The organism is Gemmatimonadota bacterium (genome assembly GCA_009841265.1).
Classification (GTDB): domain Bacteria; phylum JAAXHH01; class JAAXHH01; order JAAXHH01; family JAAXHH01; genus JAAXHH01.
The window spans coordinates 994,433-1,009,504 of the sequence record VXMB01000009.1 but is presented as its reverse complement, the minus strand read 5'-3'; the positions used below and the strand labels follow the sequence as shown (position 1 = coordinate 1,009,504).

Here is a 15,072-nt window from a genome sequence, read left to right as displayed (position 1 = left end):
GGGGACATGCAGAAGAAACTGATCATGGACCAGGCGCAACTGGACGAATACCGCGCGATCACGGAAGCCGTGCTGTTCGCCAGCGACGCCCCGCTCAGCCTGACCGAACTCAGCCGCATTATGGACGACGTGGGCGAGGACCTGGTCGGCGGATGCATCGAAGCCCTGAACGAGAAGTACGCACAGGGCGGCCACGGCTTCGAAATCCGGCACGTGGCCAACGGCTACCAGCTCAGCAGCAAGGTGGATTACGCGAAATGGATACGCCGGCTCTACCGGGGCAGGATCCCGTCGCGGCTCACCCAGGCCGCCCTGGAATGCCTTTCGATCGTCGCGTACAAGCAGCCGATCAGCCGGTCCGAGGTGGAGGCCATTCGCGGGGTGAACGTAGACGGCGTGCTTCGGACGCTGCTGGATCGCAACCTCATACGCATCGCCGGCCGGGGAGAAGGTGTCGGCCGGCCGATTCTCTACGCGACGACGGGTGATTTCCTCCGGTATTTCGGGCTCAACAAGCTAACGGACCTGCCCAAGCTGGACGAGTTGAACGAACTGTTGAAGGACCAGGATATCGAGCTGGACGAAGTGGAAGAGCAGCTGGACCCGTCGTTGTTCGCGCGGCCTAAACAGTCAGGCAGTCCAGGCAGTCCAGGCGATTCAGAAGTTCCGGAGGGTCCGGCGGGTGAGACGCCGGACGGAACGGATGAGAAAATAGTGTCCACCGATGAGACTGAATAGATACATGGCCCAGGCGGGAGTCGCCTCGCGGAGGCACAGCGAGGCGATGATCGCGGCCGGCCGGGTCAAACTGAACGGCGAGACGGTCGTTTCCCTGGCCACGCAGGTCCATCCCGATTCGGATGTCGTGACGGTAGATGACCGGACGCTGGAGGTAACGGCGGACCGGAAATGTTACCTGCTCAACAAGCCGGCCGGATACCTGACCACGTTGAGCGATCCCTTCGGCCGGCCGACGGTGGCCTCGTTGATCCGGGACATCCCGGAACGCGTCTTTCCCGTCGGCAGGCTGGACCGGGACTCGGAGGGCCTGCTGCTCCTGACGAACGACGGCGCATTGGGAAACAAGCTGATGCATCCGCGTTTCCGTTGTGAAAAGGAATATCACGTCCTCGTAAAGGGCGTGCCAAGGGAAGACTCGCTGCAAAGGCTGAGAGAAGGCGTTGTATTGGACGGCAGGACCACGGCGAAGGCAGCCGTGGAATCGATCCGGCGCACGGAGAGCGACACCTGGCTTTCAATCGTGTTGCACGAGGGTCGCAAGCGCCAGATCCGAAGAATGTGCGATATGGTGGGGCATCCCGTGATGCGGTTGATCAGGGTGCGACTGGGCGGACTGGCCGACAGAGGCCTTTCCGCCGGGAAATGGCGTACGCTGACCCACGGAGAAATCGAGGAACTTGAGCCGGTGAGCTCCATGACCGGCTGAAGGACTTTTTTCGTTCGGGCGGACCGTTCCGGATGTGTCGGCGGTCCGTGTTTTTCATCCATCAAGGAGGAGTGACATGTCAGAGGACTCACCGAAGACCACCGAGGTCGAGGAGACCGAGGCGTCTTCTTCACCCGCCGAACTCGCGGAGGCGGCTAAAGAGGTATCCGCGGAACCACCCGCAACGGATTCGGAGCAGGACGGGCCGGCGGAGCCTTCCGCCGAGCCGGAGACCGCCGTGGCGACGGAGACGGCCGTAGCAACGGAAACCGCCGAGGCGACGGAAAACGCCAAGCCGGCCGACGAAACGGAAACCGCTTCCCCGAAGCGTCCGTACCGGCTGCCCAAGTGGGTGGACGAGCAGGACCTGAATCAACAGGAACTCGAAGAATACGAACAGATGTTCCAGATGTATGACGAGACCCTGAAGGACATCGTGGAAGGCGAGATCGTTCCCGGCCAGGTCATCGCGATCGAGAACGGCGAAGTCATCATCGACGTCGGGTTCAAGTCGGAAGGCGCGATCTCTCTGTCCGAGTTCACGGACCCCGACGAACTCGAGATCGGCCAGGACATCGAGGTCTTCCTGGAGGATATCGAAGCCCAGGAAGGGCAGCTTGTGCTGTCCAAGCAAAAAGCCGATTTCATGAAGGTCTGGGACAAGATCAAGGACGCCCACGAGGAAGGCGCCGTGGTGGAAGGCCAGATCCTGAGGCGCATCAAGGGCGGTCTGGTGGTCGATCTGTTCGGCGTGGATGCCTTCCTGCCCGGTTCGCAGGTGGCGTTGAAGCAGACGCCGAACCTGGACCAGTTTATCGGAGAAAAGCTTCCCTTCAAGATCATCAAGCTGAACAAGAGCCGCAGGAACATCGTGGTGTCCCGTCGCGTGGTGCTCGAGGTTGAGAAGGAGAAGCAGAAGCAAGCCATCATCGCCGAACTCGACCGCGGCCAGGTTCGTAAGGGCGTGGTCAAGAACATCACGGATTTCGGCGCTTTCGTGGATCTTGGCGGCATCGACGGACTGCTGCACATCACGGACATCTCCTGGGGGCGCATCGGCCATCCCTCCGAACTGGTGACGATCGGCAGCGAGATTACCGTGGCCATCCTGGAATTCGACCGGGAACGCGAACGGATTTCGCTGGGCCTCAAGCAACTCGAGCCCTACCCCTGGGCGAACGTCGAGGAGAAATACCCCGTCGGTACACGCATCACGGGGCGGGTCGTCAGCATCACCGACTACGGGGCCTTCGTGGAACTCGAACGGGGCGTCGAGGGGCTGATCCACATCTCCGAAATGTCCTGGACGAAGCACGTTACCCACCCTTCGAAGATGGTGACGGTCAACGAGAACGTGGACGCCATGGTCCTCAAGGTGGATCAGCAGAACGAGAAGATCTCCCTGGGTATGAAGCAGACCCAGCCGGACCCCTGGCTGTCGCTCAACGAGCGGTACAACGTGGGCGCCATGGTTCGTGGACGCGTGCGAAACATCACCGCTTTCGGCGCTTTCGTGGAAATCGAAGAGGGCATAGACGGGCTGGTCCATATCTCCGACATGTCCTGGACGCGACGGATCAAGCACCCGAGCGAAGTCGTCAGGAAGGGTGAAGAGATCGACGTGATGGTCCTCAACATCGATCCCGAAGCCCGGCGCGTATCCCTCGGCATCAAGCAGGTCTCCGAGGATCCGTGGATCTCGCTTGCCGAGGTCTATCCGGTGAACACCGAGACGACGGGGGTCATCATCCGGCTTCTCGAACGGGGCGTGGTCGTCGAGCTTTCCCACGAAGTGGAGGGATTCGTCCCCATTTCGCAGCTCAATCATCCGGAGATCAAGCGACCGGGCGATGCCTTCAAGGAAGGCGAGGAGATCCCGCTGAAGGTCATCGAATTCGACGGGAAGAACCGTCGGGTCGTCCTCAGTGTGAAGGCCTATTTCCGCGACCGGGAACGGGCTGAAATCGACGACTACCTGAGCAAGCACCCCGTGGCGGGTACCGTGATCGGCGATGTCGTGGCCGTTGAAGAAGAGGCTGGCAAAGACGAGGCCGCCAAGGCCGAGAAAACCGCCAAGGCCGAGAAAACCGCCAAGGCCGAGGATTCCGCCAAGGTAGAAGATGCTGCCACGACTGGGAACGCCGCCGAGGTGGAGGAAACCGCCGAGGTAGAGGAAACCGCCGAGGTGGAGGAAACGGCAGAGGCAGAGGAAACCGCCGAGGTGGAGGAAACGGCAGAGGCGGAAGAAACCGCCGAGGCCGAGGTCACCGCCAAAGCCGAGGACACCGGTAAAACCGGGGAAACGGACGGATAAACACCCGTCCGTGACCAGCGGGACAGAGGTCTTTCGTGACTCAACCTGGCTTGGCCCCGGCGCATGATACGCCGACGGTAGCCTTGCATACGCTTGGCTGCCGTCTGAATCAATACGAGACCGAGGCCATTCGCGAGCAGTTCGTTTTGCGGGGCTTTCATGTCGTGCCCTTCAGCGGGCCCGCGGATGTCTACGTCGTCAATACCTGCACGGTGACCAACCAGGCCGATGCGTCTGCCCGGCAGGCGCTTCGCCGGGCTGTCCGGACTGTGCGGACCACCGGGCGCGATCCGACGTCCATCGTCGTCGCCACGGGTTGTTACGCCCAGACGAATCCCGGCCAGCTCCTGGAAATCGAGGGTGTGGACCTCGTCCTCGGCAACGCGGAAAAGGGCGATCTCGTCGACCACGTGCTGACGATGCGCGCGGGTGATCCTCCCACTTCTCGGGTGACCCGCAGGGCGGAGATGGCGCAATTCGACGAGCGTCTCGACGTCTCCGCTTTTGAAAACCGAACGCGGGCTACGCTGAAGATCCAGGACGGCTGCGATCAATTCTGCTCGTTCTGCATCATTCCCTGGGCCCGCGGCCGGCATCGAAGCCTGCCTCCGGACGCCGTGATGCGCCAGGTTCAGACCCTGGTGGACAGAGGTTACGCCGAGATCGTGCTCACCGGCGTACATCTCGGAGAATACGGCACCGACCTGCCCACGCCCGTCACGCTCAATGACGTCGTTCGACAGATCCTGGAACGGACTACGCTGCCCCGCCTGAGGCTGAGCTCCATCTGGCCCACGGCGGTGGACAGGGAACTGATCGACCTGTTCGGGAACCACGCGCCGAGGCTTTGCAGATACACGCACCTGGCCGTGCAACACGGCGACGACCAACTGCTGGGGGCCATGCGCCGGACCTACACGGCCGGTCAGGCCGAAGAGGTGGTCGAACGGCTGGTCGACGCGGTGCCGGATATCTGTATCGGCGCCGACGTCATGGTCGGATTCCCGGGGGAAACCGACGCCTCCTTTCAACGCATGTACGACCGGCTGGACCGCCAGCCCTACGCGTATTTCCACGTGTTCTCCTATTCCAAAAGGGATCATACCCGCGCCGCCCGCATGCCAGACCAGGTGCCGCCTCCGACGGCACGGGAACGGAGCGAGTTGCTTCGAACGATGAGCGATCGGAAATCAGCGGCCTATAACAGCCGATTCAGGGGCAGGAAGCTTCTCGTGCTGGTCGAGGAAGAATCGGATGAAGGAAAGATGACCGGGCGGACGGACCACGGGCTGAGATGCTGGTTCGAGGGACGGGCGGAGCAGGTGAATACCTTCGTCGAAGTGGAAGTAGACGCGACCGACGCCCGGGGCGCGACCGGCCGGCTCTCCATACCCGACGCCCGGGACGCCGGAGCCGACGACACTGTACCCGCAATTGGGGGCGCGACCGGCCGGGTTCCCGTGGCCGACGCGACCCTTTAATTGGATTGACAGGCGGAGCATTCGCCCGTTATATTGCGGGCTGGAAAGTCTTGCGCCAGTAGCTCAGCTGGATAGAGCGACGGCCTCCGGAGCCGTAGGTCAGAGGTTCGAATCCTCTCTGGCGTATATCCACCCGGTTCAGCCCTTCCCCCGGTCCAGATCCACTCGTCCCGGTCCAGATCCACTCGTCCCGATCCAGTCCAGCTTATCGCCGGATCAGTCCTTTTCCCCGGCCGGGCCGTCTTCCTCTTCTTCGGCAAGGTAGAGTTCGTTTTTCAGCAGGTACCGGACCGTGGACGCGTACCAGCGGGTTTCTCTTGAAACCGCCGCGGCGCGCTTGGTGGGGATCCCCATACCGTTGAGTTCTTCCGCGATGCTGCGCAGGCTCCTGCCTTCGGTCCGCCAGTGCTTCACCTTCCGGATAATCTCCTGCTCCCTGGTGTTGGGCACCAACTGGTTGCCGGACAGGTCGTAACCGTAGGGGACTGCGCCATAGACGAACCGGTTGTTCTTCTTCAGCCGTATCCGGTTCCTCGTCCGCTCGGCGGGCAGGTCGTGGGCCATCCCGGCGAGCACGTTGAGCGTGCTCATGACCAGCTTGCCCTGCTCCTGGTCGGTGCGGACGGATCGGCCGTCGAGGTCAAGCACGTGGCACGCGATGTCTTCGCCGGACCAGGCCGCGAGGCAGCCCGACATTTCCGCCGCGGATCTGAACAGACGGTCGAGCCGCCAGATGACGACATGCTGGATGCCCTTCGATTCGATCGTATCGACCAGGTCCCGGCCGCCCAGACGTTCCTCGAGCGGGATGAACGCTTCGACACGGATATCGCGGATCACCAGCAAGATGTCGAGATCATTTTCCGCGCAGTAGGCGCGAAGCCGTTTCTCCTGGTCCGCCCTTCGAAAGGGATGCTTCCGGGTCTCCATCGAACCGACCCTGATATAGCAAACCGCCTTGTTCATCCGGTATCTCCTGGACGGCCTCGACCGTGCGTTTGACATGTCCCTTCAGGACTAAACATATTTTGTGTCTTTTCGTGATCCAAGGACTTTTTTAAAGCCGCCCGGAACGGGCCGGGAATCGACGTAAAACTTTTTGCTTGCTTGGTTTAATGTTCCCCCATATATTAGAGTGGTGCTGCAGACAGTGGGCGAAGTAGTGCCCGCTTTTTTTTGTGTGTTTTTGGTGCTGGAACTCGAAAATACGCGATGGAAACTGACCGCGATTCGATCGTCAGGATCGTCTCTTCACTCGCCGGTCCGATCGTCGATGAAGCCGGGTTCGAACTGGTGGATCTGGAACTTGCGGGCAGGCAGGGAAGTTACGTCCTCAGGCTATTGATCGACAAGCCGGGCGGCGTTACGATCAACGACTGTGCAAAGGTAAACCGCGAACTGTCCAGCCTGCTCGATCTGGAAGACCCCATTCCGTCCCGCTATACGCTCGAAGTTTCCTCACCCGGTCTGGACCGGCCTTTCAAGACGGCAAGAGACTTCCGCAGGGCCCTGGGAAAGCGGGTCAAGGTCGTTTCCGCGGACGGGAACGGCGGAACGGTCACGCGGGTGGGCCTGCTCGAAGGCATTGAGGACGGTACGGTAGAAATAGTCTGCGAGGGGGAGAAGCATCGCATACCCGTCGCAAGCATCCGGAAAGCCCACCGGGAACTGGAACATGGTTGGGACAATGGTTAGGAGAGGGAGCACCAGGTAATGAACTACGAGGTCATTGAGGCGCTGGCGCAGATCATACGAGAGAAAAACGTGGAGCGTGATGTGGTCTGGGACACGGTGAAGACCGGCCTGATCACGGCGGCCAAGAAGCGGTTCGGCACGGGCGACGACAACGTTCAGGTGCGGATCGACGAAAAGCTGGGGACGATCGAAATGGCGGCGGTCTGGGAAGTCGTGGACGAGGTGGAGGATCCCGAGACCCAGGTCAGTCTCGAGACTGCGCAGGGGATCGACCCGCATGCGGAGCTGGGCGGTAGCGTCGAACAGGCCCTGGCCTTCGAGGAGTTCGGGCGCAACGCGATACAGGCGGTCAAGCAGGTCGTCGTGCAGCGCGTCCGTGAGGCGGAGCGGGAAAACGTCTACGAACTGTACAAGGACCGGGTCAACGAGATCGTAATCGGCAGCGTGCAGCAGGTGGACCGCGGCAATATCATCGTAAAGATCGAGCGCACCGAGGCGCTGTTGCCGTGGCGCGAGCAGATACGGCGGGAAAGGTACCGGCAAGGCGAGACCATCCGCGCCTTCATCCTCGACGTGCAGAACGCCATTAAGGGCCCGCAGGTCATACTTTCTCGGAGCTGCGAGGCGTTCCTGGAACTGTTGTTCCGAATGGAGGTGCCGGAGATCCACGAGGGTATCGTGGAAATCAAGGCATCCGCCCGGGAGCCGGGCGACCGGTCCAAGATCGCCGTCCTTTCACACGACGACCGGGTCGACGCCGTCGGTGCGTGCGTGGGCATGAAGGGCACGCGGGTACAGGCGGTCGTCCGCGAGCTCAACAACGAGCGGATCGACATCGTGCCGTGGAGCAACGACCCGTCCGCCTTCGTGACCCAGGCGCTTCGTCCCGCCGAAGTGGCCCAGGTGCAGATCCTGGACATCGAGAAGAAGGACATGCGCGTGGTCGTCGAGGATGACCAACTCTCGCTGGCTATCGGCAAGGCGGGCCAGAACGCCCGGCTCGCTGTCAAGCTTACCGGATGGAACATCGACCTGATCAAGCGTTCTGATCTCGAGAAGCAGCTCATTTCCGAGACCTTCGGCGCTGACGATACCGATGAGGAAGAAGCCGGGTCGCTCGACGAAATAGACGGCATTTCCGATAAGCTGCGCCAGAAGCTTGAAGACGCCGGTTACACAACGGTGGAGTCCCTGCAACAGGCCACCGCCGACGACCTGCAGGAAATTTCCGGGATCGGCGGCGTGACGGCCGATAAGATCATGACGGCGGTTCAGTGAAGAGTAGAGGAACTCCAGTGAATCAGCGTAACGATCAACCATCCGTGACCGGACTCCTGGGCCTCGGCGTGCGCGCCGGCCAGGTAAGGGGCGGCGCGGAAGCCGTCAAGAAGTCCATTCACGGCGGGAAGTCCCGGCTCGTCATCCTGGCCGGGGATGCCTCCGAGGGGACGAAGCGTTCTTTCAGAAGACTGGCCGGTTCCCGGGGCGTACCCGTACTCGAATGTCATACCCGTTTGGAACTGGGCGCGTGCCTGGACCGGGCGCCCATGGCGGTGCTGTCCATTTCGGACCGGCACCTGGCGAGCGGAATGCTGAAGAAAGCGTCTCCGGAAGGAAACGATTAGACCTATGGCGTCAAAGAGAATCTACGAAGTAGCCAAGCAGTACAACATATCGAGCAACGCGCTCGTCCAGATGCTTCGGGACCTGGACCACACGGTCAAGAGTCATATGAGCATCATGGACGAAAAGATGGTCCTCGACGTCAACATGCGGTTCGAGCAGGAGAAACTAGCGGCCCGTGAGGAACAGGACCGCAAGAGGAAGATGGCCGCGTCGGAGACTAAACCCAAGCCGAAGACCGTGAAGGAGGGCCCGGGCCGGGCCCGGCCGAAGGCGGAAGCGGGAAAGCCGGCCAGGAAGGACGGAGCCCCCGCCACCCAGGCGGTAAAGGGTGATGGGGACGTACGCGGGCGCCGCCGTCGATCCAAGAAGAAAAAGAAGGCGAAGGTCGACCAGAAGGAAGTGGAAGCCAGCGTGCGCCGGACTATCGCCCAGATGGACAGCACCCGCACACGACGACGCCGGCGCCGGGGCGACCGGGAAGAAGGGGAAGCCGACGACGAGGCTTTGAGCGTCATTCGGGTACCCGAGTTCATTTCGGCCGGTGAGCTGGCCGAGCACCTTTCCGTCTCCCCGACGGAAATCGTCTCGAAATGCCTGCAGCTCGGACTCATGATCACGATCAACCAGCGGCTGGACATGGACACCCTGATGACCGTCGCGTCCGAGTTCGGTTTCGAAATCGAGGAGCAGTCCGAGTACGGCCTCGAGTATATCGAAGAAGACGAAGAAGAAGAGGACGAGGGCGTCCTCGTGTCCCGTCCCCCGGTGGTCACCATCATGGGACACGTAGACCACGGAAAGACCTCCCTCCTCGACTACATCCGCAAGAGCAACGTGATCGCCGGCGAGGCCGGGGGCATCACGCAGCATATCGGCGCTTACGAAGTCGACCTGGAAAGCGGACAGATCACATTCCTGGATACACCGGGTCACGAGGCCTTTTCCGCCATGCGCGCCCGGGGCACGCAGGTGACCGACATCGTCATCCTCGTGGTGGCGGCGGACGAGGAAGTCATGCCGCAGACTATCGAGGCTATCGACCACGCCAAGGCCGCCGAAGTCCCTATCATCATCGCGCTGAACAAGATGGATCTCGAAACGGCCCGTCCCGACCGCATCAAGGAACAACTGAGCCAGCGCGGTCTTCTCGTAGAAGACTGGGGCGGCGACGTCATCGCCTGCGAAGTGTCGGCCCTGACCGGAGCGGGCGTGGACCACATCCTGGAAATGGTGCTGCTGCAATCGGAGATGCTGGACTTGAAAGCGAACCCCGCCAGGCGGGCGCAGGGCGTGGTCGTGGAAGCGGAACTGGACCGCGGCCGCGGAACGCTCGCCACCGTCCTCATCCAGCAGGGCACGCTGCGCGTCGGCGACGCTTTCGTGGCGGGCCAGTTCAGCGGCCGGGTCAGGGCGCTGCTCAACGAAAGAGGCGCGCGGATCGGGGACGCGGGACCGTCGGTACCCGTTCAGATCATGGGATTCTCGGGCATGCCCCAGGTCGGCGACTCCTTCGCCGTCGTGGAATCGGAATCGCTGGCGAGGGAGATCGGCAACCGGCGCCGGCAAATGCGCAGGGAGCACGAGTTCCGCCAGGCCAGGCCGATCACCCTGGAAGACATATACGACCAGATCAAGGAAGGCGAGATCCAGGAACTGCCCGTCATCGTCAAGGGCGACGTGGGCGGTTCCGTGGAAGCGTTGAGCGATTCGCTGCTGCGCCTCGAGAACGACGAGGTCAAGATACGGATCATCCACACGGGCATCGGGGCCATCAACGAATCCGACGTCCTGCTCGCCACGGCGTCCAACGCCATCATCATCGGATTTCACGTACGGCCCAACGCCCAGGCGAGGGCGCTGGCCGAGCGGGAGAAAGTCGACATACGCCTGTACGACATCATCTATCGTGTCATCCAGGACGTCACGGACGCCCTGGAAGGCATGTTGAAACCGGATATCGAAGAACAGGTCGTGGGCGTAGTGGAAGTAAGAGAGATTTTCAGGGCGCCGCGCGTGGGAACGATCGCGGGCTGCTACGTCCAGTCCGGCAACGTGACCCGTAACGCCAACATCCGGCTCATTCGCGACGGAATCGTCGTCTACGAGAGCACGGTCGGATCGCTGCGCCGGTTCAAGGAGGACGTCCGCGAGGTTCAGACCGGGTTCGAATGCGGGCTGACCGTCGACGGGTTCCAGGACATCAAGCAGGACGATACCATCGAGGTTTACGAGACCCGGGAAGTCGCCCGGCAACTGCAGACGCGTTGATTGAATCATGATCGTAGGGCTGTGCCGAATCGACCTGTTTCTGCCCGAAAGCCGCTCGCTGAAGGCCAAGAGGCAGGTGATCAAGGGGCTGAAGGACCGGATCCGAAATCGATTCAACGTGTCGGTCGCGGAGGTGGAGCACCAGTCGCTCTGGCAGCGGGCCACCCTCGGACTCGCGATGGTTTCCGAAGAGAAAGGTTACGTCGACCGGACGCTGCGGCAGGTGCTGAATCTGGTTCAGGCGGAACCCAGGCTGCTGGTACTGGATCACGCGTTCGAGTGGTACTAGCGGCCCAGGAGCGGTAAATGGCACACCGTCGAACGGCACGGGTGGCTGACCTGGTCAAACAGGAAGTCAGCCAGATCATTCAGCACGAGATGAAGGACCCCCGTATCGGATTCGTGACGGTGACTTCCGTGGACGTATCGGTCGACCTGAGGCACGCGCGGGTCTATTTCAGCGTGCTCGGTACGCAGGAGGATCAGAAAGCGAGTCTGGAGGGACTCGAACGGGCGAAGGGATATATCCGGACGCAGCTCGGGCGGAGAATCAAGCTGAGGCACATTCCGGAACTGCTCTTTCGGTACGATGAGTCGTTCGACTACGCACAGCGTATTTCGAATGTCATGAGGAGCATAGAAACCACGGACAACGAATCCGGTAGTCAGACGGACCAAGTAAAGGCGGACCAGGTGCCGGCGGACCAGGTGCCGGCGGACCAGGTACAGGCGGACCAGGGAGACGACGAAGGCCGATGAAGGTCCTTCGCTCCGTTGAGGAAGCCGCAACCCGTTATCCCCGGGCCGTGATCGCCGTTGGCAACTTCGACGGGGTCCACCTGGGGCACGGCGCGATCATCGAGCAGGCGATCGACCGGTCGAAAGCCCTGGGCGCCCCCTGCGTGGTCGTGACCTTCGATCCGCATCCGCAACTGGTCGTCGGCAGAAAACCGTCCTTGCCGATCCTGACGCCGACGGACCGGAAACTGGAGCTGCTGTCGCCATTCGAAATCGATGCCGTGCTCGTCATCCCCTTCACGGACGCGTTTGCCCGGATCGAGGCGGAATCCTTCGTTAAAGCGACGTATGTAGACACACTGGATATACAGGAGATTGTCGTAGGCTACAGCCACAATTTCGGAAGACACGGACGGGGAGACCGGTTGCTGCTGGACCGGCTGAGTGCGCGATACGATTTTGCGGTCCACGTGGTGCAACCGATTCAGGTGGAGGGGAGCCCGGTAAACAGCAGCCAGATCCGAGCTGTCCTGTCAGAAGGAGAAATCCACGAAGCCGAGCGTCTGCTCGGCCATCCCTACGCGATCACCGGCACGGTGGTCCGCGGGGACGGAAGAGGGAGCGCGTTGCGGTTTCCCACTGCAAACCTGGAACCGCACGATCCCGACGCCCTGATCCCCAGGCGGGGGGTATACGCGGTTCGCGTCGGCCTGGGCGAGAGGGTGCTCAACGGCGTGATGAACATCGGCGTCCGGCCCACGTTCGGCCAGGAGGTCGAACACTGCGAGGTGCACATCCTGGATTTCGAAGGGGACCTTTACAACCAGTCCATCCGGGTGGAATTCGTCGAGCGTATCCGGGACGAGAAGAGGTTCGAGACCGTCGAAGCGCTCAAAGACCAGATTTCAAAGGACGTATATACGACGTACAACATGTTGAAAGCGTGATCGAAACGGGCGGCGCCCGTGGCGCCCCCGGGGAACCGGTCACAGTCAATCCATTCAAGGAGATCGTTAGTGAGCATTGAGAAAGAACAGAAAGAGCAGATCCTTACCGATCACGGACGTCACGAGAAGGATACGGGATCGCCCGAGGCGCAGATCGCCCTCATGACCGCCCGGATCACCGAGCTGACGGAGCATTTCAAAGTCCACAAGAAAGACCACCATTCGCTGCGTGGCCTGCTCAAGATCGTTGGCCGCCGGCGCCGGTTGCTTTCCTACCTGCGCAAGAATGACCTGGAACGGTATCGGAAACTGATCAAGGATCTGGGTATCCGCGGATAGAAGGACAGGATCCATTGAAGTAAGATTCACAGATGAAGAATGATCCATTGATGATGTACGACCCACTGGTGGCGGCAAAGACCACCATCTGTCGACGATTTAAGGAGAAGACCAAGTATTATGGCTCATCGTGTAGAACTTGAACTGGCTGGCAGGACGCTGTCCCTCGAAACCGGTAAGGTCGCCAAGCAGGCGGATTCATCCGTATGGGTGCAGTATGGCGAGAGTGTGATTCTGGCCAACGTCGTTTCAGAAAACAAGTACGTGGAAGGCCGCGATTACCTTCCGTTGATGGTGGATTACCGCGAGCGGATGTACGCGGCGGGACGTATTCCCGGCGCCAGGCTTCGCAGAGAAGGACCTCCTTCAGAGAAAGAGATCCTGAGCGGTCGGCAAGTCGATCACGCCATCCGTCCCCTTTTCCCCAAGGACTATTTCTACGAGACGCAGGTTTCCATCGTCGTGCTGTCGACGGACATGGAAAACGACCACGACATCCTGGGCGTTATCGGCGCCGCCGCGGCCCTGCAGATCTCGGATATTCCATTCAAGGCCCCCCTGGCCGCGATCCGAATGGGTCGGGTGGACGGCGAATTCGTCGTCAATCCGACGTACAGCGACCTGGAGGACAGCGACCTGGATTTCGTGGTGACCGGCACGCCGGATCACATCATGTCGCTGGAAGGCAGCGCCCACGAGATCTCGGAAGAAGACCTGACCGACGCGATCCTGCTCTGTCATGAGAACATCAAGGCCGTCATCGAGAAGATCGAGGAGCTTCGCCAGATGGTCGGCGCGCCGGAGCGGCGTGCATACGATTCGCCCAAGACGGATGCCGAACTCGCCGACAAGGTGCGCGAGGTCGCCCTTCCCCTCGTCCAGGAAGGCAACCGGACCCGGGAGAAGCAGGCGCGTGGAGACTGTTTCAGCCGCGCGGCCGACCTGGCCGTCGAGCAATTGGCGGAAGCGTACCCGGACAGCGAGAACATCATTCGCGACCTGGTGCGGGACGTGCAGAGCGCCGATATGCATGACATGATCAAGAACGAAGGCGTGCGCGTCGACGGACGGGGCATGGACGATATCCGCCCCATCTGGTCGGAAGTCGGGGTGCTGCCGAGGACCCACGGATCGGCGCTCTTCACGCGGGGCGAAACGCAGAGCCTGACCGTGACGACCCTGGGTTCCAAGCAGGACGAGATGAAGCAGGACGATCTCGAAGGCGATTCGCTGAAGTCCTTCATGCTGCACTACAATTTCCCGCCGTACAGCGTAGGAGAAGTGCGCATGGCCCGGGGACCCAGGCCGCGCGATATCGGCCACGGCTCGCTGGCGGAACACGCCATCGCGCCCGTGATCCCGTCGGAGGACGTGTTCCCCTATACCATCCGTATCGTCTCCGAAATCCTGGAGTCCAACAGTTCGTCGTCCATGGCCACCGTCTGCGGTGCGACCCTTTCCCTAATGGACGCGGGCGTGCCCATCAAGAGCCCCGTCGCCGGCGTGAACATCGGTCTGATACCGGACGATCCCAAGCCCCAGTACCTGGTCGACATCCAGGGCGTGGAGGATCACCTGGGCGGCATGGATTTCAAGGTGGCCGGCACGCGCGAGGGCATCACTTCTGTGCAACTCGACGTCAAAGTCATGGAAGTGAACGAGGAGATTCTCCGCGAGTCCTTCGCCAGGGCGAAGAAGGCACGGCTGTTCATCCTGGACAAGATGGCCGAGACCATCGCCGAGACGCGGCCGCAGCTTTCCGAGCACGCTCCCCGCATCCTGACCGTCCAGGTCAAGCAGGACCAGATCGGTTCCGTGATCGGTCCGGGCGGCAAGGTGGTGCGCGGCATCCAGGAGGAGACGGGCGCCCAGATCAATATCGAGAACGACGGGACGATCACGATCGCCGCCGTCGACGCGGCCGCCGGAGAGAAGGCCAAGCAGATCATCGAAAGCATGACGGAGGAGCCCGAGATCGGCAAGGTCTACCAGGGCACCGTGAAGCGGATCGTCGATTTCGGCGCCTTTGTCGAAATCCTTCCGGGCAAGGACGGCCTGGTGCACATTTCCGAATGGGAAAACCACCGGACGAACTCCATGCAGGATGTGACCAACGAAGGCGACGAGGTGACCGTGAAGATCATCAATATCGACAATCAGGGCAAAGTCAAGCTGAGCCGGAAGCAGGTGCTCGCCGCGAACTGACCGTAGCGAACG

General features: G+C 61.4%; 13 protein-coding genes, 1 tRNA gene and 1 pseudogene. 14 read left to right on the top strand and 1 reads right to left on the bottom strand.

The window, feature by feature from the left end:
- Positions 1-39: 39 nt before the first annotated feature.
- From scpB to F4X08_09260, 5 genes and pseudogenes are all read left to right on the top strand, one after another.
- The gene (scpB, locus tag F4X08_09280) at positions 40-738 is read left to right on the top strand and encodes an SMC-Scp complex subunit ScpB (protein ID MYD25989.1); all 699 of its coding nucleotides are present in this window, start codon (positions 40-42) and stop codon (positions 736-738) included.
- On the top strand, positions 725-1,447 hold the full coding sequence (locus tag F4X08_09275) for an rRNA pseudouridine synthase (GenBank protein MYD25988.1): 723 nt from the start codon (positions 725-727) through the stop codon (positions 1,445-1,447). Before scpB ends, F4X08_09275 begins: the two co-directional genes overlap by 14 nt.
- Before the next feature lie 76 nt (positions 1,448-1,523).
- Positions 1,524-3,383 (top strand): annotated as a pseudogene (locus F4X08_09270) (30S ribosomal protein S1).
- Positions 3,384-3,796: 413 nt separating this feature from the next.
- Positions 3,797-5,242: a tRNA (N(6)-L-threonylcarbamoyladenosine(37)-C(2))-methylthiotransferase MtaB gene (gene mtaB / locus F4X08_09265; protein ID MYD25987.1), complete on the top strand. Its 1,446-nt coding sequence runs from the start codon at positions 3,797-3,799 to the stop codon at positions 5,240-5,242.
- A gap of 52 nt (positions 5,243-5,294) precedes the next feature.
- Positions 5,295-5,368, top strand: a tRNA-Arg gene (locus tag F4X08_09260).
- A 90-nt stretch (positions 5,369-5,458) separates the two neighbouring features.
- Here F4X08_09260 and F4X08_09255 read toward each other — a convergent pair.
- The gene (locus tag F4X08_09255) at positions 5,459-6,247 is read right to left on the bottom strand and encodes a recombinase family protein (protein ID MYD25986.1); all 789 of its coding nucleotides are present in this window, start codon (positions 6,245-6,247) and stop codon (positions 5,459-5,461) included.
- Positions 6,248-6,454: 207 nt separating this feature from the next.
- On the opposite strand from F4X08_09255, the gene F4X08_09250 reads away from it, so the two are divergent.
- The 9 genes from F4X08_09250 (at position 6,455) to pnp (ending at position 15,060) form a co-directional block, all read left to right on the top strand.
- Positions 6,455-6,937 (top strand): ribosome maturation factor RimP, encoded by a 483-nt coding sequence (locus F4X08_09250; GenBank protein ID MYD25985.1) that lies wholly within the window; start codon positions 6,455-6,457, stop codon positions 6,935-6,937.
- Positions 6,938-6,955: 18 nt separating this feature from the next.
- Positions 6,956-8,215 (top strand): transcription termination factor NusA, encoded by a 1,260-nt coding sequence (nusA, locus tag F4X08_09245; GenBank protein MYD25984.1) that lies wholly within the window; start codon positions 6,956-6,958, stop codon positions 8,213-8,215.
- Positions 8,212-8,562, top strand: coding sequence for a 50S ribosomal protein L7 (locus F4X08_09240; GenBank protein MYD25983.1), 351 nt, complete (start codon positions 8,212-8,214; stop codon positions 8,560-8,562). Before nusA ends, F4X08_09240 begins: the two co-directional genes overlap by 4 nt.
- Before the next feature lie 4 nt (positions 8,563-8,566).
- Positions 8,567-10,831: a translation initiation factor IF-2 gene (gene infB / locus F4X08_09235; GenBank protein MYD25982.1), complete on the top strand. Its 2,265-nt coding sequence runs from the start codon at positions 8,567-8,569 to the stop codon at positions 10,829-10,831.
- A gap of 7 nt (positions 10,832-10,838) precedes the next feature.
- Positions 10,839-11,120, top strand: a complete 282-nt coding sequence (locus F4X08_09230) for a DUF503 domain-containing protein (protein ID MYD25981.1) — start codon at positions 10,839-10,841, stop codon at positions 11,118-11,120.
- 17 nt (positions 11,121-11,137) lie between these two features.
- Positions 11,138-11,590, top strand: a complete 453-nt coding sequence (rbfA, locus tag F4X08_09225; protein ID MYD25980.1) for a 30S ribosome-binding factor RbfA — start codon at positions 11,138-11,140, stop codon at positions 11,588-11,590.
- Positions 11,587-12,516, top strand: coding sequence for a bifunctional riboflavin kinase/FAD synthetase (locus tag F4X08_09220; protein ID MYD25979.1), 930 nt, complete (start codon positions 11,587-11,589; stop codon positions 12,514-12,516). The genes rbfA and F4X08_09220 overlap by 4 nt, the downstream gene beginning before the upstream one ends.
- Before the next feature lie 69 nt (positions 12,517-12,585).
- Positions 12,586-12,855 (top strand): 30S ribosomal protein S15, encoded by a 270-nt coding sequence (gene rpsO, locus F4X08_09215; GenBank protein ID MYD25978.1) that lies wholly within the window; start codon positions 12,586-12,588, stop codon positions 12,853-12,855.
- A 120-nt stretch (positions 12,856-12,975) separates the two neighbouring features.
- Complete coding sequence (pnp, locus tag F4X08_09210; GenBank protein MYD25977.1) at positions 12,976-15,060, top strand: polyribonucleotide nucleotidyltransferase; 2,085 nt, start codon at positions 12,976-12,978, stop codon at positions 15,058-15,060.
- Positions 15,061-15,072: the final 12 nt, after the last annotated feature.

What these genes read in the sequence shown, in the direction of transcription:
- F4X08_09275 (MYD25988.1), top strand. Translation starts at nt 725, where the DNA reads ATGAGACTGAATAGATACATGGCCCAGGCGGGAGTCGCCTCGCGGAGG.
- F4X08_09255 (MYD25986.1), bottom strand. Translation starts at nt 6,247, where the DNA reads ATGTCAAACGCACGGTCGAGGCCGTCCAGGAGATACCGGATGAACAAG.
- F4X08_09250 (MYD25985.1), top strand. Translation starts at nt 6,455, where the DNA reads ATGGAAACTGACCGCGATTCGATCGTCAGGATCGTCTCTTCACTCGCC.
- nusA (MYD25984.1), top strand. Translation starts at nt 6,956, where the DNA reads ATGAACTACGAGGTCATTGAGGCGCTGGCGCAGATCATACGAGAGAAA.
- infB (MYD25982.1), top strand. Translation starts at nt 8,567, where the DNA reads ATGGCGTCAAAGAGAATCTACGAAGTAGCCAAGCAGTACAACATATCG.
- F4X08_09230 (MYD25981.1), top strand. Translation starts at nt 10,839, where the DNA reads ATGATCGTAGGGCTGTGCCGAATCGACCTGTTTCTGCCCGAAAGCCGC.
- rbfA (MYD25980.1), top strand. Translation starts at nt 11,138, where the DNA reads ATGGCACACCGTCGAACGGCACGGGTGGCTGACCTGGTCAAACAGGAA.
- F4X08_09220 (MYD25979.1), top strand. Translation starts at nt 11,587, where the DNA reads ATGAAGGTCCTTCGCTCCGTTGAGGAAGCCGCAACCCGTTATCCCCGG.
- pnp (MYD25977.1), top strand. Translation starts at nt 12,976, where the DNA reads ATGGCTCATCGTGTAGAACTTGAACTGGCTGGCAGGACGCTGTCCCTC.